This window comes from Streptomyces sp. bgisy159 (assembly GCF_965341775.1).
Classification (GTDB): domain Bacteria; phylum Actinomycetota; class Actinomycetes; order Streptomycetales; family Streptomycetaceae; genus Streptomyces.
On the sequence record NZ_CBDQZH010000003.1, the window covers coordinates 144574 to 166875 of the forward strand.

Annotated in this window: 21 protein-coding genes and 1 pseudogene; 11 read left to right on the forward strand and 11 right to left on the reverse strand. The window is 73.8% G+C overall.

Translation table 11 applies throughout. The features are described 5' to 3' along the window. Positions 1-262 precede the first annotated feature (262 nt). Complete coding sequence (locus tag ACSLTV_RS04585) at positions 263-1291, reverse strand: MBL fold metallo-hydrolase (RefSeq protein ID WP_435611669.1); 1029 nt, start codon at positions 1289-1291, stop codon at positions 263-265. 207 nt (positions 1292-1498) lie between these two features. Between ACSLTV_RS04585 and ACSLTV_RS04590 the strand changes: the two genes are divergently transcribed. From ACSLTV_RS04590 to ACSLTV_RS04600, 3 genes are all read left to right on the forward strand, one after another. Further along, positions 1499-2950, forward strand: coding sequence for an aldehyde dehydrogenase (locus ACSLTV_RS04590; protein ID WP_435611670.1), 1452 nt, complete (start codon positions 1499-1501; stop codon positions 2948-2950). Positions 2951-2954: 4 nt separating this feature from the next. Then, positions 2955-3188, forward strand: a complete 234-nt coding sequence (locus ACSLTV_RS04595) for a ferredoxin (protein WP_432137700.1) — start codon at positions 2955-2957, stop codon at positions 3186-3188. 347 nt (positions 3189-3535) lie between these two features. Then, on the forward strand, positions 3536-4084 hold the full coding sequence (locus tag ACSLTV_RS04600; RefSeq protein WP_432137701.1) for a hypothetical protein: 549 nt from the start codon (positions 3536-3538) through the stop codon (positions 4082-4084). On the opposite strand, the gene ACSLTV_RS04605 is transcribed toward ACSLTV_RS04600, so the two are convergent. Beyond that, positions 4068-4724 (reverse strand): TetR family transcriptional regulator, encoded by a 657-nt coding sequence (locus ACSLTV_RS04605; protein WP_432137702.1) that lies wholly within the window; start codon positions 4722-4724, stop codon positions 4068-4070. The genes ACSLTV_RS04600 and ACSLTV_RS04605 overlap by 17 nt on opposite strands. A 209-nt stretch (positions 4725-4933) precedes the next feature. Here ACSLTV_RS04605 and ACSLTV_RS04610 point away from each other — a divergent pair, with 209 nt between their 5' ends. The 3 genes from ACSLTV_RS04610 to ACSLTV_RS04620 are packed head-to-tail and all read left to right on the forward strand — an operon-like array spanning position 4934 to position 8156. After that, the gene (locus ACSLTV_RS04610; RefSeq protein WP_432155804.1) at positions 4934-6349 is read left to right on the forward strand and encodes a glycosyltransferase family 4 protein; all 1416 of its coding nucleotides are present in this window, start codon (positions 4934-4936) and stop codon (positions 6347-6349) included. Next, positions 6343-7089 carry a class I SAM-dependent methyltransferase gene (locus tag ACSLTV_RS04615; RefSeq protein WP_432137704.1) on the forward strand — a complete coding sequence of 249 codons (747 nt, stop codon included), beginning with the start codon at positions 6343-6345 and terminating at the stop codon, positions 7087-7089. Before ACSLTV_RS04610 ends, ACSLTV_RS04615 begins: the two co-directional genes overlap by 7 nt. Next, positions 7086-8156, forward strand: a complete 1071-nt coding sequence (locus ACSLTV_RS04620) for a prenyltransferase (protein WP_432137705.1) — start codon at positions 7086-7088, stop codon at positions 8154-8156. The genes ACSLTV_RS04615 and ACSLTV_RS04620 overlap by 4 nt, the downstream gene beginning before the upstream one ends. 36 nt (positions 8157-8192) lie before the next feature. Here the strand turns inward: ACSLTV_RS04620 and ACSLTV_RS04625 are convergent, their stop codons facing one another. The 5 genes from ACSLTV_RS04625 to ACSLTV_RS04645 all read right to left on the reverse strand — a co-directional run bounded on the left by ACSLTV_RS04625 (position 8193) and on the right by ACSLTV_RS04645 (position 12672). Further along, positions 8193-8492, reverse strand: coding sequence for a hypothetical protein (locus tag ACSLTV_RS04625; protein WP_432137706.1), 300 nt, complete (start codon positions 8490-8492; stop codon positions 8193-8195). Between the two features lie 101 nt (positions 8493-8593). Next, positions 8594-9604, reverse strand: a complete 1011-nt coding sequence (locus tag ACSLTV_RS04630; protein WP_432155812.1) for an LLM class F420-dependent oxidoreductase — start codon at positions 9602-9604, stop codon at positions 8594-8596. A 102-nt stretch (positions 9605-9706) separates the two neighbouring features. Then, the gene (locus ACSLTV_RS04635) at positions 9707-10552 is read right to left on the reverse strand and encodes a hypothetical protein (RefSeq protein WP_432137707.1); all 846 of its coding nucleotides are present in this window, start codon (positions 10550-10552) and stop codon (positions 9707-9709) included. Between the two features lie 170 nt (positions 10553-10722). Further along, positions 10723-11676 (reverse strand): N-acetylmuramoyl-L-alanine amidase, encoded by a 954-nt coding sequence (locus tag ACSLTV_RS04640; protein WP_435611671.1) that lies wholly within the window; start codon positions 11674-11676, stop codon positions 10723-10725. A 162-nt stretch (positions 11677-11838) separates the two neighbouring features. After that, positions 11839-12672, reverse strand: coding sequence for a PIG-L family deacetylase (locus tag ACSLTV_RS04645; RefSeq protein WP_435611672.1), 834 nt, complete (start codon positions 12670-12672; stop codon positions 11839-11841). A gap of 254 nt (positions 12673-12926) precedes the next feature. Here ACSLTV_RS04645 and ACSLTV_RS04650 point away from each other — a divergent pair, with 254 nt between their 5' ends. Both ACSLTV_RS04650 and ACSLTV_RS04655 read left to right on the forward strand, forming a co-directional pair. Further along, positions 12927-14663 (forward strand): MFS transporter, encoded by a 1737-nt coding sequence (locus ACSLTV_RS04650; RefSeq protein WP_435611716.1) that lies wholly within the window; start codon positions 12927-12929, stop codon positions 14661-14663. A 150-nt stretch (positions 14664-14813) separates the two neighbouring features. Continuing rightward, positions 14814-15452 carry a class I SAM-dependent methyltransferase gene (locus tag ACSLTV_RS04655; RefSeq protein WP_432137711.1) on the forward strand — a complete coding sequence of 213 codons (639 nt, stop codon included), beginning with the start codon at positions 14814-14816 and terminating at the stop codon, positions 15450-15452. A gap of 94 nt (positions 15453-15546) precedes the next feature. On the opposite strand, the pseudogene ACSLTV_RS04660 reads toward ACSLTV_RS04655, so the two are convergent. Next, positions 15547-15987, reverse strand: a pseudogene (locus tag ACSLTV_RS04660) (DNA-binding response regulator); the annotation flags it as partial. A 258-nt stretch (positions 15988-16245) separates the two neighbouring features. Here ACSLTV_RS04660 and ACSLTV_RS04665 point away from each other — a divergent pair. From ACSLTV_RS04665 to ACSLTV_RS04675, 3 genes are read left to right on the forward strand one after another with little or no spacing between them, the layout of a single operon-like run. Further along, positions 16246-17121 carry a MaoC/PaaZ C-terminal domain-containing protein gene (locus tag ACSLTV_RS04665; protein WP_432137712.1) on the forward strand — a complete coding sequence of 292 codons (876 nt, stop codon included), beginning with the start codon at positions 16246-16248 and terminating at the stop codon, positions 17119-17121. 56 nt (positions 17122-17177) lie between these two features. Continuing rightward, the gene (locus tag ACSLTV_RS04670; protein ID WP_432137713.1) at positions 17178-18254 is read left to right on the forward strand and encodes a Zn-dependent alcohol dehydrogenase; all 1077 of its coding nucleotides are present in this window, start codon (positions 17178-17180) and stop codon (positions 18252-18254) included. Further along, positions 18254-19192 carry a 3-oxoacyl-ACP reductase gene (locus ACSLTV_RS04675; RefSeq protein WP_432137714.1) on the forward strand — a complete coding sequence of 313 codons (939 nt, stop codon included), beginning with the start codon at positions 18254-18256 and terminating at the stop codon, positions 19190-19192. Before ACSLTV_RS04670 ends, ACSLTV_RS04675 begins: the two co-directional genes overlap by 1 nt. Positions 19193-19377: 185 nt before the next feature. Here ACSLTV_RS04675 and ACSLTV_RS04680 read toward each other — a convergent pair whose 3' ends face one another. The 3 genes from ACSLTV_RS04680 to ACSLTV_RS04690 all read right to left on the reverse strand — a co-directional run bounded on the left by ACSLTV_RS04680 (position 19378) and on the right by ACSLTV_RS04690 (position 22036). Next, entirely contained in the window at positions 19378-19545 is a 168-nt protein-coding gene (locus ACSLTV_RS04680) for a hypothetical protein (RefSeq protein ID WP_432137715.1), read from the reverse strand. A 95-nt stretch (positions 19546-19640) separates the two neighbouring features. Continuing rightward, positions 19641-21068: a hypothetical protein gene (locus tag ACSLTV_RS04685; protein ID WP_435611673.1), complete on the reverse strand. Its 1428-nt coding sequence runs from the start codon at positions 21066-21068 to the stop codon at positions 19641-19643. 227 nt (positions 21069-21295) lie between these two features. Beyond that, positions 21296-22036, reverse strand: coding sequence for a class I SAM-dependent DNA methyltransferase (locus tag ACSLTV_RS04690; RefSeq protein ID WP_435611674.1), 741 nt, complete (start codon positions 22034-22036; stop codon positions 21296-21298). Between the last annotated feature and the right edge of the window lie 266 nt (positions 22037-22302).

A 22302-nucleotide genomic window follows, 5' to 3' on the forward strand; every position in this document is an offset into this window, starting at 1 on the left:
GACACCCCGGGCGGCTCGGCTCCGTAGACCTCGACGGTGCCTGCCGTGCGGCGGCGGACGCCGACGCACGTGAGCCGGTCACGTCCGCGCGGGGCAGTCCGGCTCACCGTCCGGGGACGGCTCACGGTTGCGGGTCAGCGCCGGAATTGCACCGGCTTCCCCCCGTACGGGTGTGATGACGACGCCGCTACTGTACCGGGCGGTAGACCGGGCCCGGAGGGCCCCCGCGTCCCGGCGACCTTTCCGTGACCTGGCGGGCCGCCTACACGGCGGCGTACGCCACCGGATCGCTCCCCGGCACCGCCTCAGCGCGCCCCGACTTCACCAGCCGGCGCAGATGGGCCTCCGCCTCCGCCACGGCGATGGTGCGCGAGGCGTACGGGATGTCGGGCCAGGGCCGGTTCCACGCCATGCGCTCGGCGAGCTGCCACGGGGTGAGCGGGGCGGTCAGCAGGGCGTGCAGGCCGGTGAGGCGCTCCTCGTGATGGGCGAGCAGTTCCCGCACCCGGGCCGGGGCGTCGGTGAAGGGGTGCTGGTGGGCCGGGAGGATCTCGGCGGGGGCGAGGCGGCCGACGCGCTCCAGGGAGTCCAGGTAGTCGCCGAGGGGGTCGGTGACGGCGGTGTCGTCGGGGTCCTCGTACAGGCCGATGTGCGGGCTGATCCCCGGCAGCAGGTGGTCGCCGGAGAACAGCCGCCCGTGGCCCGGGAGTCCGCCGGGGTGCTCCTCCTCCAGGTGCAGGCAGACGTGGCCCGGCGTGTGGCCCGGGGTCCACACCGCGCGCAGCCGGCGGCCCGGGAGGTCGAGGAGTTCGCCGGGGGTGATCTCGCGGTCCGGCAGGGCGGGGGAGAGGCCGGGCAGTGTGCGGCCGTGCCCGGCGCCGCGCAGGGGTGCCACGTGCTCCTCGGGGGCGCCGGCCGCCGTCAGCTTCTCCGCCATGTACGCGAACCAGCGCTCCGGGCGGGTCTCCCGCGTCCGCCGGACGACGGCCAGGTCCGCCGGGTGCATCGCCAGCCAGGCGCCGGACGCCTCCCGCACCCGGCCGGACAGCCCGTGGTGGTCGGGGTGGTGGTGGGTGACGACCACGCCGTACAGCTCGGCGACGTCGGTGCCGCAGGCCCGCAGGCCCTCGGTGAGGGTGTCCCAGGCGGTGGGGTCGTCCCATCCGGTGTCGATGAGCACCGGGCCACGGTCGGTGTCGACGACGTGGACCAGGGTGTGGCCGAGCGGGTTGTCCGGGATGGGGACCCGGACGGACCGGACGCCGCCGCCGTGGTCGTACACCTGTGCCATGGACTCCCCAATCGCCGCGCCGCGTACGGTCACTATAACTAGAACGCGTTTCGACAGGAGGCTCGACGCATACGGGTCCGTCCGTCACCCGTCCGTCGGCCGCCTGTCGCCCTCCCGTCCGTGGACTCCTTGGTGCGGAACTGGTATCTGTTCCAGAAAGGTGGCCTGACGGTTCGTCAGGCACATGGCTCCGGGAGGCAGTCGGCCATGACCGAGCTCAGGGAACACGGACAGCTGTTCATCGGCGGGGAGTTGACCGACCCTCTCGGCCGGGACGTCATCGAGGTGGTGTCGCCGCACACCGAGGAGGTCATCGGCCGGGTGCCGCACGCCTCGCCGGCCGACGTCGACCGGGCGGTCGAGGCGGCCCGCCGCGCCTTCGACGAAGGGCCCTGGCCGCGGCTTCCGTTGGAGGAGCGGATCGCCGTCGTCACACGCATCAAGGACGGGATCGCCGCCCGCCACGAGGAGATCGCCCGGGTGATCTCCGCCGAGAACGGCTCCCCGTACTCCTGGAGCGTCCTCGCCCAGGCGCTCGGCGCGATGATGGTCTGGGACGCGGCGATCACCGTCGCCCGGGACTTCACCTACGAGGAGCGGCGCGCCGGGGTGCTCGGGCCGATCCTCGTGCGCCGGGAGCCCGTCGGGGTCGTCGCGGCCGTCGTGCCCTGGAACGTCCCGCAGTTCGTGGCCGCCGCCAAGCTCGCGCCCGCGCTGCTGACCGGGTGCGCGGTCGTCCTCAAGCCGTCGCCGGAGTCGCCGCTGGACGCCTACCTCCTCGCGGAGATCGCGGCCGAGGCGGGGCTGCCGCAGGGGGTTCTGTCGGTCCTCCCGGCCGACCGTGAGGTCAGCGAGTACCTGGTCGGGCACCCCGGCGTGGACAAGGTCTCCTTCACCGGGTCGGTCGCGGCCGGCAAGCGGGTCATGGAGGTCGCCGCCCGCCACCTCACCCGGGTCACCCTGGAGCTGGGCGGCAAGTCGGCGGCCGTGGTGCTCCCCGACGCGGACGCGGCCACGGCGGTCGCCGGCATCGTCCCGGCGGCCTGGATGAACAACGGCCAGGCGTGCGTGGCCCAGACCCGCATCCTCGTCCCGCGCTCGCGCTACGACGAGTTCGCCGACGCGTTCGCGGCGGCGGCGAGCGCGCTCGTGGTCGGCGACCCGCTGGACCCGGCGACCCAGGTCGGCCCGCTGGTGGCCCGGCGCCAGCAGCGGCGCAACCTCGACTACATCCGGATCGGGCAGGAGGAGGGCGCCAAGATCCTCACCGGCGGCGGGCGTCCGGCGGGTCTGGAGCGGGGCTGGTACGTCGAGCCCACCCTCTTCGGCGACGTCGACAACTCCATGCGGATAGCCCGCGAGGAGATCTTCGGCCCGGTGATCTGCCTGCTGCCCTACCGCGACGAGGCCGAGGCCGTGAGGATCGCCAACGACTCCGACTACGGGCTGAGCGGCAGCGTCTGGACGGCCGACGTCGAGCGCGGCATCGGGATCGCCCGGCAGGTGCGCACCGGCACCTACTCCGTCAACACCTTCAGCCTCGACATGCTGGGCCCGTTCGGCGGCTACAAGAACAGCGGGCTGGGGCGGGAGTTCGGGCCCGAGGGGTACGGCGAGTACCTGGAGCACAAGATGATCCACCTGCCGGCGGGGGCGTAGCCGGATGGGCGACCGCTGGCACGTGGAGGTCGACCGCTCCCTGTGCATCGGCTCGGGCCAGTGCGTCCACCGCGCGGCGGACGGCTTCCGTCTCGACGCGGCCCGCCAGTCCCGGCCGGTCGAGCCGGACACCGACGCCGACGAGCGGGTGCTGGAAGCGGCGGAGAACTGCCCCGTGGAGGCCATCACGATCACGCTGCTGGGCAGCGGGGAGGCGGTGTTCCCGCCGGAAGAGTAAAAAATCCCTTCTGGGGGGTTTCATCCTCTTCGTGGCGTTCTATTCTGGAATTGGCCTACGAGGCGAGTGAGGGAGTCCAACCGGAGTAGCCGACTTGGGCGAGAGACCACCAGGTTTCCGCCGAGGCCGACGGCGACGGTCGGGCTGAGAGGCCGAACGGCAGCAGTCGGGCCGAACGGCGACCCCCGGAACCTGATCCGGACCATGCCGGCGCAGGGAACCCGTCTCGTAGGTCCCTTCTGTGCGCCTGCCGCGTCCCGTGCCCTTCTGCTGACCTTCCGCGCGCCCGCCGGGTCCCGTGCGAGACTGCGGCCCGGCATCCGTGATCCACGAGGGGCGGGGGGCGTATGCGCGTGAAGGGGGCCGTGGTGGCCGTGGCCGCCGCGACGGCGGTCCTGGCGGGGTGTGGCGGAGGCGGCGGTACGGCGGCGCCCGGGGCGAGCGGTTCCGCGCCGGCCGCGAGCGCGGCGGCGGAGTCCGGGGGTGTCACGGCCGCCGCCGTGCAGGAGGACGTCCGGGCCGCCGCCGCGGCGGGCGGCTTCCCCGAGCCGGCGTTCGCCGACGCCGGCTCCCCGGCCATGCGGGCCCGCCCCTGCCAGGTGGCCGCGGGATCACGCACCCCGGCCGCACCGGACCGGAAGGCCGCCGCGCGGGTGGTCGCCGAGCTGCAGAAGCGCGGGTGGCGGGCGGAGAGCCCCGACGAGGACGAGGACGGCGTGTCCTGGCTCGTGGACAAGGACGGCTGGCACCTGCAGATCCTCGCCGGAGCCACCTCGAAGGAGGCCGCGAGCGGGACCCGGCCGATCGAGGAGCAGATCCTGTCCGGGGACTTCACGGGCCTGATGGTCATCGGCGGACGGATGCGCTGCGAGGAGACCGCTACTCCCGCTCCCTGACCTCCGTCAGGTCGATCAGCCGGCACACCGTCTCGATGTCGATCTTCACCTGGGCGATGGAGGCGCGTCCCGAGAGCCAGGTGATCAGGGCCGAGTGCCAGGTGTGCTCGATGACGCGGACCGCGGACAGCTGCTGCGGGGTCGGGTTCTCCCGGCCCATCGCGTCCAGGATGATCGCCGTGGTCTGCCGGGAGACCTGGTCCACCTCGGGGCTCACGCTGCGGTCCGCGAAGGTCAGGGCGCGCACCATGGCGTCGGCGAGGTGCGGCTCGCGCTGCAGCGCGCGGAAGGCCCGCATCAGGGTCTCCGCCACCCGCTCGGCGGCCGTGTCGCCCGCCGGGGGCTTCTTGCGCAGCGTGCCGTGCATGCGCTCCAACTGGTCCTGCATGGTGGCGACCAGCAGGTGCACCTTGGAGGGGAAGTAGCGGTACAGGGTGCCCAGGGCGACCTGGGAGGACTCCGCCACCTCCCGCATCTGCACCGCGTCGAAGCCGCCCCGGCTGGCCAGTTGCGCGCTCGCGTGCAGGATGCGGCGGCGCCGGGCCTCCTGCCGCTCGGTGAGGGGCGGCGCCGGGGACGCCCCCGCGGGCGTGTAGCCGAGCGTGGGGGACGGACGCGCACCACTGGTTTCCGCAGGCATGATCCCGATCCGTGACAGTCGGTGAGCGCTGATGATCACACCGGCGTGACGGGGCCTCCGGCCGTGGCGTGAATCACCTGATCCACTGGCCACAGTGCCCCTACCTGCCGGTAGATTCAGAGCCTCCCGAACGATCAAGTCTGAAACTTGTTCTAGGTTAGCGTCCCGTCGTAGTCTCGCGGGACAGTGCAGGCAGAAGGGGGCCCGGAGTGACCGCTGAGGCCAGTCGGGCCCGGTCCGGGAAGGACATGGCGGCTGACGGTGAGCGACCGCTCGACATCGCGCTTCTGAGCTACAAGGGGAACCCGTTCTGCGGCGGGCAGGGCGTCTACGTACGGCACCTCTCGCGCGAGCTGGCCCGCCTCGGCCACCGGGTCGAGGTCATCGGCGCCCAGCCGTACCCCGTCCTCGACGAGGGCCACCCCGGGCTCACCCTGACCGAGCTGCCCAGCCTCGACCTGTACCGCCAGCCGGACCCCTTCCGCACCCCGAAGCGTGACGAGTACCGCGACTGGATCGACGCCCTGGAAGTCGCGACCATGTGGACCGGCGGCTTCCCCGAGCCGCTGACCTTCTCGCTGCGCGCCCGGCGCCATCTGCGGGCGCGGCGGGGCGAGTTCGACGTGGTGCACGACAACCAGACACTCGGCTACGGGCTGCTGGGCGACATCGGCGCCCCCCTCGTCACCACCATCCACCACCCCATCACCGTCGACCGGCAGCTGGAGCTGGACGCCGCGGGGACCTGGCAGCGGCGCTACTCCGTGCGGCGCTGGTACGCCTTCACCCGGATGCAGAAGCGCGTCGCGCGCAGGCTGCCGTCCGTGCTCACCGTCTCCGGCACCTCCCGGCAGGAGATCGTCGACCACCTGGGCGTCCGCGACGACCGTGTCCACGTCGTGCACATCGGCACCGACACCGACCTGTTCGCGCCCGACCCGTCGGTGCCCGTCGTGCCGGGCAGGATCGTCACCACCTCCAGCGCCGACGTGCCGCTCAAGGGGCTCGTCTTCCTCGTCGAGGCACTGGCCAAGGTCCGCACCGAGCAGCCCGCCGCGCACCTCGTCGTCGTCGGCAAGCGTCCCACCGAGGGACCGGTCGCCCAGGCCGTGGAGCGGTACGGCCTCGAAGGCGCCGTGGAGTTCGTCAAGGGCATCTCCGACGCCGAACTGGTCGACCTGGTCCGCTCCGCGGAGGCCGCCTGCGTGCCCTCCCTCTACGAGGGCTTCTCCCTCCCGGCGGCCGAGGCCATGGCCGCGGGCACCCCGCTGGTCGCCACCACCGGCGGGGCCATCCCCGAGGTGGCCGGGCGGGACGGGGAGACCTGTCTGGCGGTACCGCCGGGCGACCCGGGAGCGCTGGCCGCCGCCCTGCTGCGGCTGTTCGGCGACCCGGAGCTGCGCGCGCGGCTCGGCGCGGCCGGGCGCGAGCGGGTGCTGCGGAACTTCACCTGGGCCCGCGCCGCCGAGGGCACCGTGGCCCGCTACCGCGAGGCCATCGCCCGCTCCGACGCCCGCGGGCGCCCGGGCGGGGGAACCGCCGCCCCCGGCACGGCCCCGGGCCGCTCGACGACCTCCGCCGCCGCACCCGCCGTATCGACCCCCGAAAGCAGGGCCACGTGCTGACCGTCGACTTCTCCCGGTTCCCGCTCGCCCCGGGCGACCGCGTCCTGGACCTCGGCTGCGGCGCCGGACGGCACGCGTTCGAGTGCTACCGGCGCGGCGCCCAGGTCGTGGCGCTCGACCAGAACGGCGAGGAGATCCGCGAGGTCGCCAAGTGGTTCGCGGCGATGAAGGAGGCCGGCGAGGCCCCCGAGGGCGCCACCGCCACCGCCATGGAGGGGAACGCGCTCGCGCTGCCCTTCCCCGACGAGTCGTTCGACGTCGTCATCATCTCCGAGGTGATGGAGCACATCCCCGACGACAAGGGCGTACTCGCCGAGATGGTGCGCGTGCTGAAGCCCGGCGGGCGCATCGCCGTCACCGTGCCCCGTTACGGCCCCGAGAAGGTCTGCTGGGCCCTCTCCGACGCCTACCACGAGGTCGAGGGCGGCCACATCCGCATCTACCGGGCGGACGAGCTGGTCGGGAAGATCCGCGAGGCCGGACTCAAGCCCTACGGCAGCCACCACGCCCACGCCCTGCACTCGCCCTACTGGTGGCTGAAGTGCGCGTTCGGCGTGGACAACGACAAGGCGCTGCCGGTGCGCGCCTACCACAAGCTGCTGGTCTGGGACATCATGAAGAAGCCGCTGGCGACGCGCGTCGCCGAGCAGGCGCTGAACCCGCTGATCGGCAAGAGCTTCGTCGTCTACGCGACCAAGCCGCACCTGCCGCGCCTCGCCGAAGAGGCGGACGCCCGGTGACCACCCCCCGCACCGAGCACCTGGTCCTGCCCGGCGTGCTCACCGCCGAGCAGGCCGCCGCCACCGTGCGCGGCATCCTCGCCGTGCAGCGGGACGACGGGGCGATCCCCTGGTTCCGCGGCCACCACCTGGACCCGTGGGACCACACCGAGGCCGCGATGGCCCTGGACGCGGCCGGCGAGCACGCGGCCGCCGAGCGGGCGTACGACTGGCTGGCGCGCCACCAGCACGAGGACGGCTCCTGGTACGCGGCCTACGCGGACGGCGCCCACGACGACGTCACCGACACCGGACGCGAGACCAACTTCGTCGCCTACGTGGCCGTCGGGGTGTGGCACCACTACCTGTCCACCGGGGACGACACGTTCCTGGACCGCATGTGGCCGACCGTGTACGCGGCCGTGGAGTACGTGCTGCGCCTCCAGCGGCCCGGCGGGCAGATCGGCTGGCGGCGCGACGACGACGGCACGGCGGCCACCGACGCGCTGCTGACCGGCTCCTCCTCGATCCACCACGCCCTGCGGTGCGCGCTCGCCGTCGCCGAGCAGCGTGAGGAGCCGCAGCCCGACTGGGAACTGGCCGCCGGTGCCCTGCGGCACGCGATCCGGCGCCACCCCGAGCGGTTCCTGGACAAGGACCGCTACTCGATGGACTGGTACTACCCGGTGCTGGGCGGCGCGCTCACCGGCGCGGAGGCCAAGGCCCGGATCGAGGAGGGCTGGGACCGCTTCGTCGTGCCCGGGTTCGGGGTGCGGTGCGTGGTGCCCAACCCGTGGGTGACCGGCGGCGAGTCCGCCGAACTCGCCCTGGCGCTCTGGGCGATGGGCGAGTCCGACCGGGCGCTGGAGATCCTGCAGTCCATCCAGCACCTGCGGGACGCCGAGTCGGGCCTGTACTGGACGGGCTACGTCTTCGACGACGAGGCGGTCTGGCCGCGTGAACTGACCACCTGGACGGCGGGCTCCCTGCTGCTGGCCGTGGCCGCCCTGGGCGGCCACGAGGCCACCTGCGCGGTGTTCGGCGGCGAACAGCTGCCGACGGGCCTGGACCCGGACTGCTGCCGCTGACCCGCTGACCCGCCGACCGGGCGGCCGGCGAGCCGGTCACCAGGAACGGCGGCTCAGCGCGTTGGCGAGGGCGTGCCCGACGAACAGGTAGACGACGGCCGCCAGTCCGTAGCCCATGACGACCCTGGCCCACGCCTCGTCGAACGTGAACAGGTCACGGGACCAGCCCGCCAGCCAGTCGGCCATGTCGTGCACGAACCGCACGAAGTCGTTCGCGCGGTTCGCGTCCAGCAGGTACAACAGGATCCACAGGCCCAGGATCAGGGCCATGACGTCGGCGACGGCCGCGACGGCCCTGCCGAGAGGATTCGAACCGGTGCGATACCGAGGGGACATGCCCACCGGGTGACCCGGGGAAGCCGTTCGAAACACCTCCGTACGACGATATGCCGTGCACCCGGCCGGAGTTGGGGTCCGCCTTCGCGCGCCGGCCGCGCTCAGCCGTTGAGCTCGGCCAGCACCCGCAGCGTGTGGGGGTCCGGGGCGAGCGCCAGCAGATCGGTCACCGGGCCCCCGCGCCACCGCTCCAGCCGCTCCGCCACCCGCCCGCGCGGGCCCACCAGGGAGATCTCGTCCGCGAACGTGTCCGGGACGGCCCGGACCGCCTCCTGCCGGCGCCCGGCGAGGAACAGCTCCTGGATCCGCCGCGCCTCCTCCTCGTACCCCATGCGGGCCATGAGGTCGGCGTGGAAGTTGCGGGTGGCGTGCCCCATGCCGCCGATGTAGAAGCCGAGCATCGCCTTCACCGGCAGCAGCCCCTCCGTGACGTCGTCGCACACCTTCACCCGGGCCATCGGCGCCACCCGGAAGCCGTCCGGCAGGTCCGCGACCGCCGGCCCGTACGCGTCCGGCCTGCTCGGCGACCAGTACAGCGGCAGCCAGCCGTCGGCGATCGCGGCCGTCTGCGCCACGTTGCGCGGCCCCTCCGCGCCGAGCAGCACCGGCAGGTCCGGCCGCAGCGGGTGCGTGACGGACTTCAGCGGCCGGCCCAGCCCCGTCCCGTCCGGCCCGCGGTACGGATGCGCGTGGAACCGCCCGGCCACCTCCACCGGCCCCGCCCGCCGCAGCACCTGCCGTACGACCTCCACGTACTCGCGGGTGGCGGTCAGCGGCGACGCCGGGAACGGCCGCCCGTACCAGCCCTCCACCACCTGCGGCCCGGACAGCCCGAGCCCCAGCGTCAGCCGCCCGCCCGAGAGGTGGTCCAGGGTGAGCGCGTGCATCGCGGTGGCCACCGGGGAGCGGGCCGCCATCTGCGCGACGGCCGTACCCAGCCCGATCGTCGAGGTGTGGGCGGCGATCCAGGTCAGCGGGGTGAACGCGTCCGACCCCCAGGACTCGGCCGTCCACACCGAGGAGTACCCCAGCCGTTCCGCCTCCCGCGCGAGTTCCACGTGCCCCGGGTCGGGCCCGCGTCCCCAGTACCCGAGTGCCACACCGAGCCGCATGCCACCGCCTCCTGACGTACCGTCAGCCATCAGCGCGGCGACTGTACGGCAACGGCCCCCCGCCCGGAAGGGCGAGGGGCCGCGTACGACGCGTGGGGTGGCTCAGCCGCGCTGGATCCCGGAGGTGTCCCGCAGCACGCCGCGCCGGCCGTCCTGCGTCTGCGCGATCAGGCCCTGGCCGCCCTGCTCCACCGCCAGGTACCAGGTGCCCGGCGCCAGTTCCGCGATCGGCATGGGGGAGCCGTCCTCCGCGTACAGCGGCCGGGCGACCGGCACCGCGAACCAGAACGGCGAGAAGTCCGCCGCCGGCTGCGCGGCGGGAGCGGCGGCCGGCTGGGCACCGCCGAAGGGCTGCCCGGGCTGCTGCGGCTGCCCCGGCTGCGGGTGACCGTAGCCACCCGGCTGGCCCGGCTGGCCCGGCTGCGGGGCGCCCGGGTAGCCGTAACCACCGGGCGGCTGCGCGCCGTAGGGCTGTGGCGCTGCGGGCCGCGCGGCGGGGACCAGACCGGCCTTGAGGGCGGGCACCAGGGGGGTGGCGATGGCGGCGGCGGCCATGACCAGGGTGGCGATGAGGGCCAGGATCAGGCCGGTTCCGGCGTCCGGGCCGTCGCCCCGGCCGAAGTTGTCCGCGCTGCCGGCCGGGTCGAAGATGTTGCCGAGCGCGCTCCACGCGGCGAACACCGTGAAGGCGACGCCGAACTGCCCGAGGTCCAGGCCCACGACCTTGCGCGGCTGCGGCATGGCGTGGGAGACGACGACGAGCGCGGCACCGATGAGGCCGGCGAGGACAACACTGAGCAGGACCGGACCGCTGTCCCACAGGTTGGGCAGGTTGGCCTCGTCCGAGGCGCCTTCGAACGAGTAGTTGTCGAGAAACGACGCGATGAACAGCAACACCGCTGCTCCGATCACCACGCCGTCGCCCCGAGTGAGGGAGCGGATATTCACCTTAGGTCCTTCGTCAGTCGTCTTCGTCGTCGGTACGTCAGCCGAGGAGGCGTCGCTGTCACCATGTCGCCGTCAGGCCCCTGTGTGAAGCGCGGGGGTGGCCCCACATCGTAGAGGCGACACTATCGTCCACGAGATCGGGCTGTCCGCCCGGATCGGCACGGGGACCGTCATCCGCGCAGGAAACCCACGATTCCGTCAGAGATCCCCTGCGCCGCCTTCTGCCGCCAGGCGCCACTGGTCAGCAGTGCCGCGTCCTTGGCGTCGCGCATGTTGCCGCACTCGATGAACACCTTGGGAACAGTCGACAGATTGAGCCCGCCGAGGTCCTCGCGCGTGACGAGTCCGGTGCCGTCGCCGACGTAGTTCGACGGCGAGGTGCCGGTGGCGCGGGCGAAGTCGGCGGCGATGCTCTCGCCGAGCGCCTTGGAGGGGCCGACGACGGGCCGGGTGTCGGCGGCGCCCTTGTGCACCGTGCCCGGCAGGATGACGTGGAAGCCCCGGTTGCCGGCGCCCGAGCCGTCGGCGTGGACCGAGACGACCGCGTCGGCGTGGGCCGCGTTGCCGATCCGCGCCCGTTCGTCGATGCACGGGCCGTAGGACCGGTCGGCGTCGTGGGTCAGCTTCACCGTGGCGCCCTGTTCCTCCAGCAGCGCGCGCAGCCGGTGGGCCACGTCCAGCGTGAACGCGGCCTCCGTGTAGCCGTCGTTGGTCGACGTGCCGGTGGTGTCGCACTCCTTCCAGCCGGTGCCGATGTCCACCTTGCGGTTGATGTCGGCAGTGTGGCGGAAGTTGGCCGGGTTGTGGCCCGGGTCGATGACGATCACCCGGCCCTTGAGCGGCGCGGAGGTGCCGGCCTTCGCGTCGTCGTCCTCCGGGGTGCCGGTGCGCGGGGTGCCGGTGCGCGGGGTCGCCGGGCCGGACGGAGCGGTCGAGGCGGACCCGCCGTCGGCCGCCGCCGCCCGCCCGGACCCGCCGTCGTCGCCCGAGCCGCCCACCGCCCCGTACGCCAGCCAGCCGGCCAGCGCCCCGGGCACCAGCGCGGCCACGGCCACGACGGCCGGGCGGCGCAGCGGGGAGCGGCGGGGCCGAGGGGGATCGAATTCCGGACCTGTGTACGACACGGCAGCCACCCTAGCGGCCGGCCCCGGACAGCCGGCCGGGACACGGCGGCCGGATCCCGCGCGGGGGCCCGGCCGCCGGCCTGCGGGGGGTGGTGCGCCGGCGTGGGGCCCGGCTGCCCTGCCGGGCGGTTCAGGCGCTTCCCGGCCGGTCGGACGGGCGGATCAGCGCAGTCCGGCGAAGAGGTCGTTCTCGGGTATGGCGGCGCCGGTGGCGTCCTGCACGCGTACGAACGTCTCCGTGCCCATCAACTCGCCGAACCTCTCCTTGCCCATCTTGAGGAAGAAGATGTTCTCCCCCTGACTGGCGTGCGCGGCCAACGCGTCGAACTTCTGATCGCTGAACGCGGTGGTGTCCACCCACGTGGTGATCTCGTCGTCGGGGAGGCCGATCTCGGCCATCGCGGCGGCCTCGGCGGGATCCGGCTCCGGCATGTCCGGATGAAACTCGCGCATGATCTCACCGAATCGCTGCATCCCCGAGCGGGGCACCGTCGTCCAGTACACCTTCCGCGTCAGCTCGGTCAGCTCCAGCGCCGCCATGGTGATGCGGTGGGCCTGGATGTGATCGGGGTGTCCGTAGAAGCCGTTCTCGTCGTACGTGACGACCACATCGGGCCGGTAGTGGCGCATGAGTTCCGCGAGGCGGGCGGCGCCCTCCTCGACGGGGGTCTGCCAGAAGGACCCGGGGGCGTCGTTGCTCGGCCAGCCCATCATTCCGGAGTCGGCGTAGTCCAGCATCTCCAGCTCGCTGACCTTCAGCACGCCGCAGCTCGCCTCCAGTTCTCGGCGGCGCATCAGGGCGACGGCCGCCGGATCGTGCCCGGGGTCGCCCGGCTTGACTCCCCCCGGTCCGTCACCGCAGCCGCCGTCGGTACAGGTCACGAGGACCGTGCGGACACCTTCCGCCGCGTACCGCGCGAGAACCCCTCCGGTTCCGGTGGCCTCGTCGTCGGGGTGGGCGTGCACTGCCATGAGCGTCAAAGGCCGGTCAGTCATGAAAAAGTTCTCCTGCCGAAAGCGGTCTTGTGGTCTCCGGGTTCCCCGCCCGCGCGGCGCAGGTCCCCCCGTCGATGCAACCGTGCCGACCGGACCGGCTGTTCCCGCCGTGGGATTCCGGCACCTCCTGGATGCGAGAAGGCGTCCAGGAGCGCCGCCGACCGGCGCCTCACCGTCCCAAGAGAAGGTCAAGATTTCGTTAGATGGCGAAAGCACTGGAATAGTTGCCCCACCGAACCGAGTTCGTGATGCACATGACGCCTACGCCGACCGATCAGCCCTCCGGCAGAGCCCCCTCCGCCGCCCTCGTCCCCGTGCTCGCCTTCGCGGGCATCGTGGTGGCGGTGATGCAGACCCTGCTGGTACCGGTCATCAAGGACCTGCCGCAGCTGCTGGACAGCGCACCCGGTGACGCCACCTGGGTCCTGACCTCCACCCTGCTGTCGGGCGCCGTCGCCACGCCGATCATGGGCCGGCTCGGCGACCTGTACGGCAAGCGCCGCATGCTGGTCGCCAGCCTCGCGGTGATGGTGGCCGGCGCCCTGGTCAGCGCGGTCACCAGCGAACTCGCCACCATGATCGTCGGCCGTACCCTGCAGGGCTTCGCGATGGGCGCCATCCCCCTCGGCATCGGCCTGATGCGCGACCTGCTGCCGCGCGAGCGGCTCGGTTCCGCGATGGCGCTGATGAGCTCCTCCATCGGCGTGGGCGGCGGCCTCGCCCTGCCCGCCGCCGCCCTGGTCGCCCAGCACACCGACTTCCACGCCCTCTTCTACGGCGCCGCCGGCCTCGGTGTGCTCTCCATCGTCCTCACCCTCGTCGTCGTCCCGGAGTCCCCGACGCGCGCCGAGGGGACCTTCGACCTCCCGGGCGCGCTCGGCCTGTCCGCCGGGCTCGTCCTCTTCCTGCTGCCCATCACCAAGGGCGGCGACTGGGGCTGGGCGTCCGGCACCACACTCGGCCTGTTCGCCGCGTCGGCGGCCGTCCTGGTCCTGTGGGGCCTCTACGAGCTGCGCCTCCAGGCCCCCCTGGTCGACCTGCGCACCACCGCCCGCCCCGCCGTCCTGTTCACCAACCTGGCCTCGATCATGGTCGGCGTCGCCTTCTACGTCGTCTCCCTGGTCCTGCCCCAGCTCCTCCAGCTGCCGAGGTCCACCGGCTACGGCCTCGGGCAGTCGATGGTCGTCGCGGGCCTGCTGGTCGCGCCGCTCGGCCTGACCATGATGTTCACGGCACCCGTCTACGCCCGGCTGTCCGCGAAGTACGGCCCCAAGGTCACCCTGATCCTCGGCCTGCTGATCATCGCCGTCGGCTACGGCGCCGGCCTCGGCCTGATGAGCGCCGCCTGGCAGAGCCTGGTCATCGCGGTCGTCCTCGGCGCCGGCATCGGCCTCGCGTACTCCTCGCTGCCCGCGCTGATCGTCGGCGCGGTCCCGGCCTCCGAGACCGGCGCGGCCAACGGCCTCAACACCCTGATGCGCTCCATCGGCACCTCCGTCTCCAGCGCCGTCATCGGCATGGTGCTGGCCAACACGGCGAACGACGTCGGCGGCGTCGCCGTCCCGACCATGCACGGCTTCCGCGTCTCCTTCCTCATCGCCACCGCCGCCGTCGCCGTCGGGCTGCTGATGGCCCTCTTCCTGCCCAGGCCGAACCGAGCCCCCCAGCTGCGCGCCAGCAGCGAGGAGGAAGCCAACCTGGAGCGCGCCGAGCGGGCCCTGCGCGGCTTCCGCGGCCGCGTCCTCGGCGCCGACGGCACCCCGGTCGCCCACGCCCGGGTCACCCTGATCGACCGCCGCGGCCGCCAGGCGGGCGCCACGCTGTCCGCCGCGGACGGCGGCTACACGCTCGCCGTGCCGGAGCAGGGGGCGTACGTGGTGGCGGCGCGGGCCGCCGGACACGGTCCGCACGACGCCCCGGCCACCCACGCGGGCGACGAGGGGCCGGTCGACCTGGACCTCTCCCTGCCGGGGGACACCGTGTCGGCCTGAGGCGGCCTGTGGCGGCCTCAAGCCTGAGGCGGCCTGGGAAGACCGGTCCCGGGAGTCCGTGGAGCCGACCCGCACCCCCCCGTCGCCCCGGCGCCGGGGGGGTGCGACACCATGGGGCGCCGAGAAGCCCGTACGACCGAGAGGAACCCCATGACCGCGGCGCCGAAGCCCGAGATCCTGGCCGCGTTCGAGGCGGCGAAGGGCTTCATGCCCGTCGACGAGGGACTCGCGCTGTACACGGCGGCCGTCGAGGCGGGCCGGCTCGGACTGCCACTGCTGGAGGTCGGCACCTACTGCGGCCGCTCCACCGTCCTGCTCGCGGACGCCGCCCGCGCGGCCGGCGTCACCGCGCTCACCGTCGACCACCACCGCGGCAGCGAGGAGCAGCAGCCCGGCTGGGACTACCACGACCCGGAGACCGTCGACCCCGAACTCGGCCTGATGGACACGCTGCCGACGTTCCGCCGCACCCTGCACCGGGCCGGGCTGGAGGAGCACGTCGTCGCCCTAGTCGGCCGTTCCCCGCAGATCGCCGCCCTGTGGAACAGCCCGCTCGGCCTGGTCTTCGTCGACGGCGGCCACACGGACGAGCACGCGAGCGCCGACTACGAGGGCTGGGCCCCGCACGTCGCCGAGGGCGGCCTGCTGGTCATCCACGACGTCTTCCCGCACCCCGAGGACGAGTTCACCGGCCAGGCGCCGTACCGCGTCTACCTGCGCGCACTGGAGTCCGGGGACTTCACCGAGGTGTCGGACACCGGCTCGCTGCGGGTGCTGCGCCGCGGGTGAGCCGGGGCTTCACCGCGCCGAGGTGCAGGACGTCGGCGTGCTGCGGGTGCTGCGCCGCGGGTGAGCCGGGGCTTCACCGCGCCGAGGTGTCGGATGCCGGGCCGCCGCCGGTGCTGCGCCGCAGGTAGGCCGTCAGCGCCGGGTCCACCACCGTCTCCCCGGTCAGCACCCGGTGCAGCGCCTCGGCCAGCTCCGCGACCGGCCCGTCCTTGATGAGGAAGCCGGCCGCGCCCGCCTCCAGGGCCCGGCGCAGCTGGTCCGGGCGGCCCGAGGTCGCCAGCACCACCACCCGGCAGTCCGGCACCTGCTCGCGCAGCACGGCGGCGTCACCGAGCCGGCCGAGGTCGAGGAGGGTGATGTCGGGGCGGTGGGCGAGGGCCGCGTCGGCGAGCGGTTCCCCGGGCCCGACCCGCGCGACGACCCGGATGCCGGGCTCCCTGCCGAGCGGCAGCGCGAGCGCGGCCCCGCGCTCGGTGTCCGCGGCCTCCGTGAGCAGGACCCTGACAGACCGGACCGGGCGCTGCTCCCGGGGCATCTCGTTCACGGCCCCAGCGTAGGGACGGGTGCGGCACGCCGCCCGACCTGACGATGTGTCAGGAGCCTTCACAAGTGGCGAGGGCTCGGCTATACAGAGGGCGCCGGACTGGAACGCGTTCTAGATCCGCCCGTGGTGGCGCGCTCCGGGTCCGCCCGTGACGACCTCGGCACGGCCGACGGTGCGGACGGTCGCGCCGAGGTCTTGAGACAGTCTTGGGACCGCGGGCCCTCGGGCCCGTCAGACATCAGGAGCCCCATGCCCATCGACGCAGCCAAGGCCCTCGCCGCCGAACCCCGGACCGTGGACATCTCCTGGACCGCCAAGGACGTCCTGCTCTACCACCTCGGCATCGGCGCGGGCGCCGATCCGGACCGCGAGAGCCCCGCGACCGACCCCGGCGAGCTGCGCTACACCCTGGAGTACCGGCTGCGCGTCCTGCCCAGCTTCGCCACCGTCGCCGGAGCGGGCGCCCCCGGCGTGATCAGCGGACTGTCGATGCCCGGCGTCGAGGCCGACCTCGCGCAGGTACTGCACGGCGGACAGTCCCTCACCCTGCACCGGCCGATCCCCGTCGAGGGCACCGCCACCGCCACCCACCGCGTCGCCGCCGTCTACGACAAGGGCAAGGCCGCCGTCCTCGTCCTGCGCACCGATGTCACCGACGCCGACGGCCCGCTGTGGACCAACGACGCGCAGATCTTCGTACGCGGGGAGGGCGGCTGGGGCGGCGACCGCGGGCCGTCGGCGCGGCTCGACCCGCCCGCCGGTGAGCCGGCGCACGTCGTCCAACGGCCGCTGCGCGAGGACCAGGCCCTCCTGTACCGCCTCTCCGGCGACTGGAACCCGCTGCACGCCGACCCGGAGTTCGCCGCCCGCGCCGGCTTCGACCGGCCCATCCTGCACGGCCTGTGCACCTACGGCGTCACCCTCAAGGCCGTCGTCGACACCCTGCTCGGCGGGGACCCCGGCCGGGTGCGCTCGTACGACACCCGGTTCGCCGGGGTCGTGTACCCGGGGGAGACCCTGCGCATCCGCATGTGGCCCGGGGACGGCGCCGTACGGGTCGCCGTCAGCGCGGTCGAGCGGGAGGACGCACCGGTCCTCACGGACACGATCGTGCGCCACACCTGAGTCAGTCCGCCCATGAGCCCTGAAGCCTGCCCTGACGAGTCGAGGGGAGCCGCACCATGCGCGCAGCCGTACTGCACGAGATCGGCCAGGAGAAGCTGGAGGTCCTCGACGACGTCGAGGCGGTGGGCTTCGGCCCGGGCAGGGTGCGGATCCGGGTACGGGCCACCGGGCTGTGCCACTCGGACCTCTCCGCGATGAGCGGCGTCCTGCCGCAGCCCGGCCCCTTCGTCCCCGGCCACGAGGGCGCCGGCGAGGTCGTGGAGGTGGGGGAGGGCGTCACCCGCGTCAAGCCCGGCGACCGGGTCGTCGTGTGCTGGCTGCCCGCCTGCGGCGCCTGCCCCGCCTGCCGGCGCGGACAGACCGAGCTGTGCCTGGCCGGCTTCATGAACGCCGGCACGCCCAACTTCCGGCGGCCCGCCGGTGACGTCTTCGGCTTCGCCGGCACCGGCACCTTCGCCGAGGAGGTCGTCGTCGACGCGGGCTGCGCGGTGCCCATCCCCGACGACGTCCCCTTCGACATCGCGGCGCTGATCGGCTGCGGCGTGACGACCGGACTGGGCGCGGCACTCAACACCGCAGGCCTGGAGGCCGGTTCGTCCGTCGCCGTCATCGGCTGCGGCGGCGTCGGCATCTCCGCGATCCAGGGCGCCCGGCTGCGCGGCGCCGCCGAGATCGTCGCCGTCGACCCCGTCGCCGCCCGCCGCGAGGCCGCCCTCCGGTTCGGCGCCACCAGGGCCGTGTCCCCCGAGGAACTGCCCGGCGCCAAGCAGGAGGTCACCGCCGGCGAGGGGTTCGACCACGTCTTCGAGGTCGTCGGCAAGGCGGCCACCGCCCGCACCGCGTACGAGACCACCCGGCGCGGCGGCACTCTCGTGATCGTCGGGGCGGGCGCCATGGACGACTTCCTGAAGCTCAACATGTTCGAGCTGTTCTTCGACGAGAAGCGGATCCTGCCCTCCCTGTACGGAGGCGGGGACGTCCTGCGCTCCTACGAGCGGACCATCGCCCTGTGGCGGGCCGGCCGCATCGACCTCGCCGGGCTGATCACCCACCGGGTGCCGCTCGCCGAGGTCAACGAGGCGCTGGACCAGATGCGCACCGGGACCGCACTGCGCACCTGCGTGGAGATCTGATGACGCTGCCGCTGGAAGGGCTCTCGGCCGTCGTCACCGGCGCCGGCCGCGGACTCGGCCGCGCCGAGGCGCTGGAACTCGCGCGGCTCGGCGCCGCCGTCGTCGTCAACGACTACGGCCTGCCCGGCCGCGACGGCACCGGCGCCGCGTCCGCGGCCCCCGCCGAGGAGGTCGCCGCCGAGATCCGCGCGGCGGGCGGCACGGCGGTCGCGCACGCCGGGGACATCGCCGACTTCGGCCAGGCCCGGCAGCTGATCGGCGCGGCGGTCGAGGAGTTCGGCACGCTCGACATCCTCGTCAACAACGCGGGCATCCTGCGCGACCGGATGGTGTTCGCCATGTCCGAGGAGGAGTGGGACGCGGTGATCCGGGTCCACCTCAAGGGCCACTTCAACACCACCCGGTTCGCCGCCGCTCACTGGCGGGAGCGGTCCAAGGCGGCCGGCGGGCCGGTCCACGGGCGGATCGTCAACACCTCGTCCGAGGCGTTCCTGGCCGGTTCGGCCGGCCAGCCCAACTACGCGGCGGCCAAGGGCGGGATCGTCGGCCTGACCACCTCGACGGCCCTCGCGCTCGCGAAGTACGGCGTCACCGCCAACGTCATCTGCCCGCGCGCCCGCACCCGGATGACCGAGGACGTCTTCGCCGGCGCCGCCCGCCCGGCCGACGGGCTCGACCCGCTCGCCCCCGAGCATGTCGCCCCGCTCGTCGGCTACCTGGCGTCACCGGCGGCCGGCGGGATCAACGGGCAGCTGCTCGTCGTGCACGGCGGCATGGTCGCCGTCGTCGAACGGCCCAGGATCGGGGCGAAGTTCGACAGCAAGGGGGAACTCTTCACGTACGACGAACTGGACGCCGTCCTGACGCCGTACTACGCGGAGCGGCCGGCCGGGGAGACGTTCGCGGCGGCGGAGGTACTGCGGCTGCGGCGCGGCTGACGTCGGCGCTGACGTCGGTGCTGGTGCTGGTGCTGGTGCTGGTGCCGGTGGCGATGGCGGGGCCGGTGCCCGTGCCGATGGCGGAGTCGGTGCCGTTGCCGGCGTCGGACCAGTGATGGCGCACAGGGCGAAGGGGGTGACCGCCGGCCGGCGGTCACCCCCTCCTCGTGTTTCCCGACGTACCGTCAGGCAGCCGCTTGGGCCTCCTGGTGCGCGGGCTTGCGGTGCCGGCCGCGCGGCGCCGTGTCGCTGTCGTGCTGCGACACCGGCCCCCGGTGCCTGCCGTGGCCCGAGGCCTCCTGGGCCCCCTGGCCCTCGGAAGGCAGCGGCTGCGTCGTGCTTGCGTCGCTCATCGGAAGAGTTCACCCCGTCAACATGATCTTTTTACAGCCGGGTGAGTCTAACCAACCCACCATGGGGCGAATCCAGGCGGCCACGCCGACCGCCGCTAGTTCGTTACCAGCCGTGCCAGAGGGGCTTGCTGGAGGGGCACGGGACGGCAGGGGGCGACGGGCCCCTCGGGCTGCGACGCCTCCGTGACGGCGGGGGCGACGTCCGTGGCGGCGGGGGCGACCTCCGGGACGGCCGGCACGACTTTCGTGGCAGCGGGAGCAACCTCCCTGTCGGCCGGGGCGACTTCCGTGGCGGGCGGGACACGCGACGAGTCGGCGGGCCCGGGGCTCTCGGAAGGTCCGGACGCGCACCGCTCCGGGCGAGCTTGCTCCGCCCGTTCCATCGCCGCACGTTCCGCTGCCGGACGTTCCGCTGCGGCCCGTTCCGCTGCGGCCCGTTCCCTTGCGGCCTGCTCCGTCGCCGCCTGCTCCGTCGTCGCCTGCCCCATTGCCGTCCGCTCGGGCACCGTCACCCGGGCCACCCCGCAGGGCTCGTCCTCCGTGACGTACGGCAGACGCAGCACCCCGTCCGGCGTCCACAGGCCGGTGCCCGCCAGCCATCCGGCCGGCGGCGGGAGCTCGTGCAGCCGCCGGTCCGCCGGGCGCCACACCGCCAGCCAGCTGCCGAACGGGCCGTCGACGCGCAGCGCCACCGCGCAGTTCTCCGGGAGCAGCACCTGACCCGGCTGGATCGCGAAGGGGGTGAGCGCGCGGCCCGGCAGCCGCAGGGACTCCGGGAAGCGGACCGGGAGCGTGCTGCCGAGGACGCCCCAGCCGAGCCGCGGCTCGCCGGGCGACGGGGCGTCGGACGCGATCAGCAGCAGACCGCTGCCGGGGTCGGCGAGCAGCAGCCGGTCGTCGCTGCCGGCGGCGATCTGCAGCAGCGGGGACACCTCGCCGCCCCGCTCCAGGTCCACCACGACCGCTTTGGTCCGCCCGGCGACCTCGCGGTCCAGGGCGAGCATCCGGCCCGAGCGGTCCAGCCAGACACCGCCCGAGCAGCGGCCCGGGACGTCGGCCAGCTGCTCCGGCCCGAAGGCTCCGCCGGCCACCTGCCACAGAGCGGTGGAACGGCGGCCCACGGCGAGGGCGAAGGCCCGCTCGCCGTCCGGGGCCGGCGGCAGCAGCCGCAGCCGGGTCGACTCGTCCGGGCACTCCACGGCCCCGAGCGGCAGTTCGCCGGTGCCGGGGCCGGTGGGGTAGAGCAGCGAGAACACGTGGCGCCCGGCGGCCCGGCGGTGGATCAGCACCCGGCCGTCGGCCAGCGGCTGCACCTCCGTGCCGGACTCCTCGGGCTGGTTGCCGGGCAGCGGAACGGCGTACGGCGCGGGCCCGGCCAGGGTCCAGCGCTCCGGGAACCAGCAGCCGTCCTTCCGGGCGAGGCGGGCGGCGTAGGTGCCGTCCGCCGTGATCGCGCAGGTCGCGGGGGGCGTCCGGGGTTCGTCGTCCGCGTCCGCCGAGGGTTCGATCGCACAGGCCGTCATGGGTCGGTCACCTCCGGCGACGAAGGTACGTTTTCGCACGCGCGCCCGTGGGACCACGGACGGGGGGCTTCGCCCGTACGAGTGGCGGAAAACCGATTCGCCTCCGCAACGGTCCCGAATGTGCCGTCTGCCCCACCCGGCCGGGCCTCGGACACCCGGTGGCGGTCGGTCACGGGCCGCGGCGGCCCGCCCTCGGCTCGGGCATGCACCGCCGGCGCCGGGGCGCCTCACACCGGCTTGCGCCACACGGAGATGTGCTTCGTGGAGTCCTGGGTGAACGGCGCCCCGTCCCAGTCCGCGACGCGGTCCTCCAGTTCGAGTCCGGCGATCCGGGCCATCAGGTCCAGCTCCGCCGGCCAGGCGTACCGGTGCCGGGAGGCGGTGCGGCGGTAGGGGCCGTCGTCGCCGTCGCGGGTGAAGTGGTTCGAGACGAGGATCTGCTCGACCAGGTCGAAGGTGTCGAAGCCGAGGTGCCGCTCGGAGACGTCGAACGGCACCGCGACCTGGCCGGGCGGCAGCAACCGCAGCGGCGGCACGCCCAGTTCGACGACGAAGCGGCCGCCGGGCGCCAGATGACGCGCGGCGTTGCGGAAGCACTCGACCTGCTCGTCCTGCGAGAGCAGATTGGTGATGGTGTTGTAGACGAGGTAGACGAGGGTGAACTCGCCGGGCACGACGGTGGTGGCCATGTCGCCGACGGCCACCGGGAGCGTGTCCTCGTCGGCCTTGCGCCGCAGGACCGCCGCCATGTGTTCGGACAGCTCGATGCCCACCACCGGCACGCCGCGTTCGCGCAGCGGTACGCCCACCCGTCCCGTCCCGATGGCGAACTCCAGGGCCCGGCCGTCTCCGGCGCGCTCGGCGAGGAAGGCGAGGGTCGGTTCGAGGACGGCCGCCGAGGACATCTCGGTCTCCTCGGCGTCGTAGCGTTCGGCGGTCGCACGGGTCCACAGCTCACTGCTCGTCACGGGCGGCCACTCTGCCGGGGGCGAGGTGCGCTGTCGACGCGTTTTCCCTTCCACCGGTCGCGCTCACGCGGTTCGGGGCCGGCCCGTGCAAGGTCGGCACCGGCGGGCTCACGGCCGACACATGGCGGGCGGGCTCACGGCCGGCACAGGGCGGGCCCAAGGCCGGCACCGGAGCGTGCCCATGCCCGGTAGCGGTGGCCCGTGGCGTCGGCGGTTCCGAGGATCGTCGGTATGGCGACGTGGTCCCCAGGATCGTCGGTATGGCG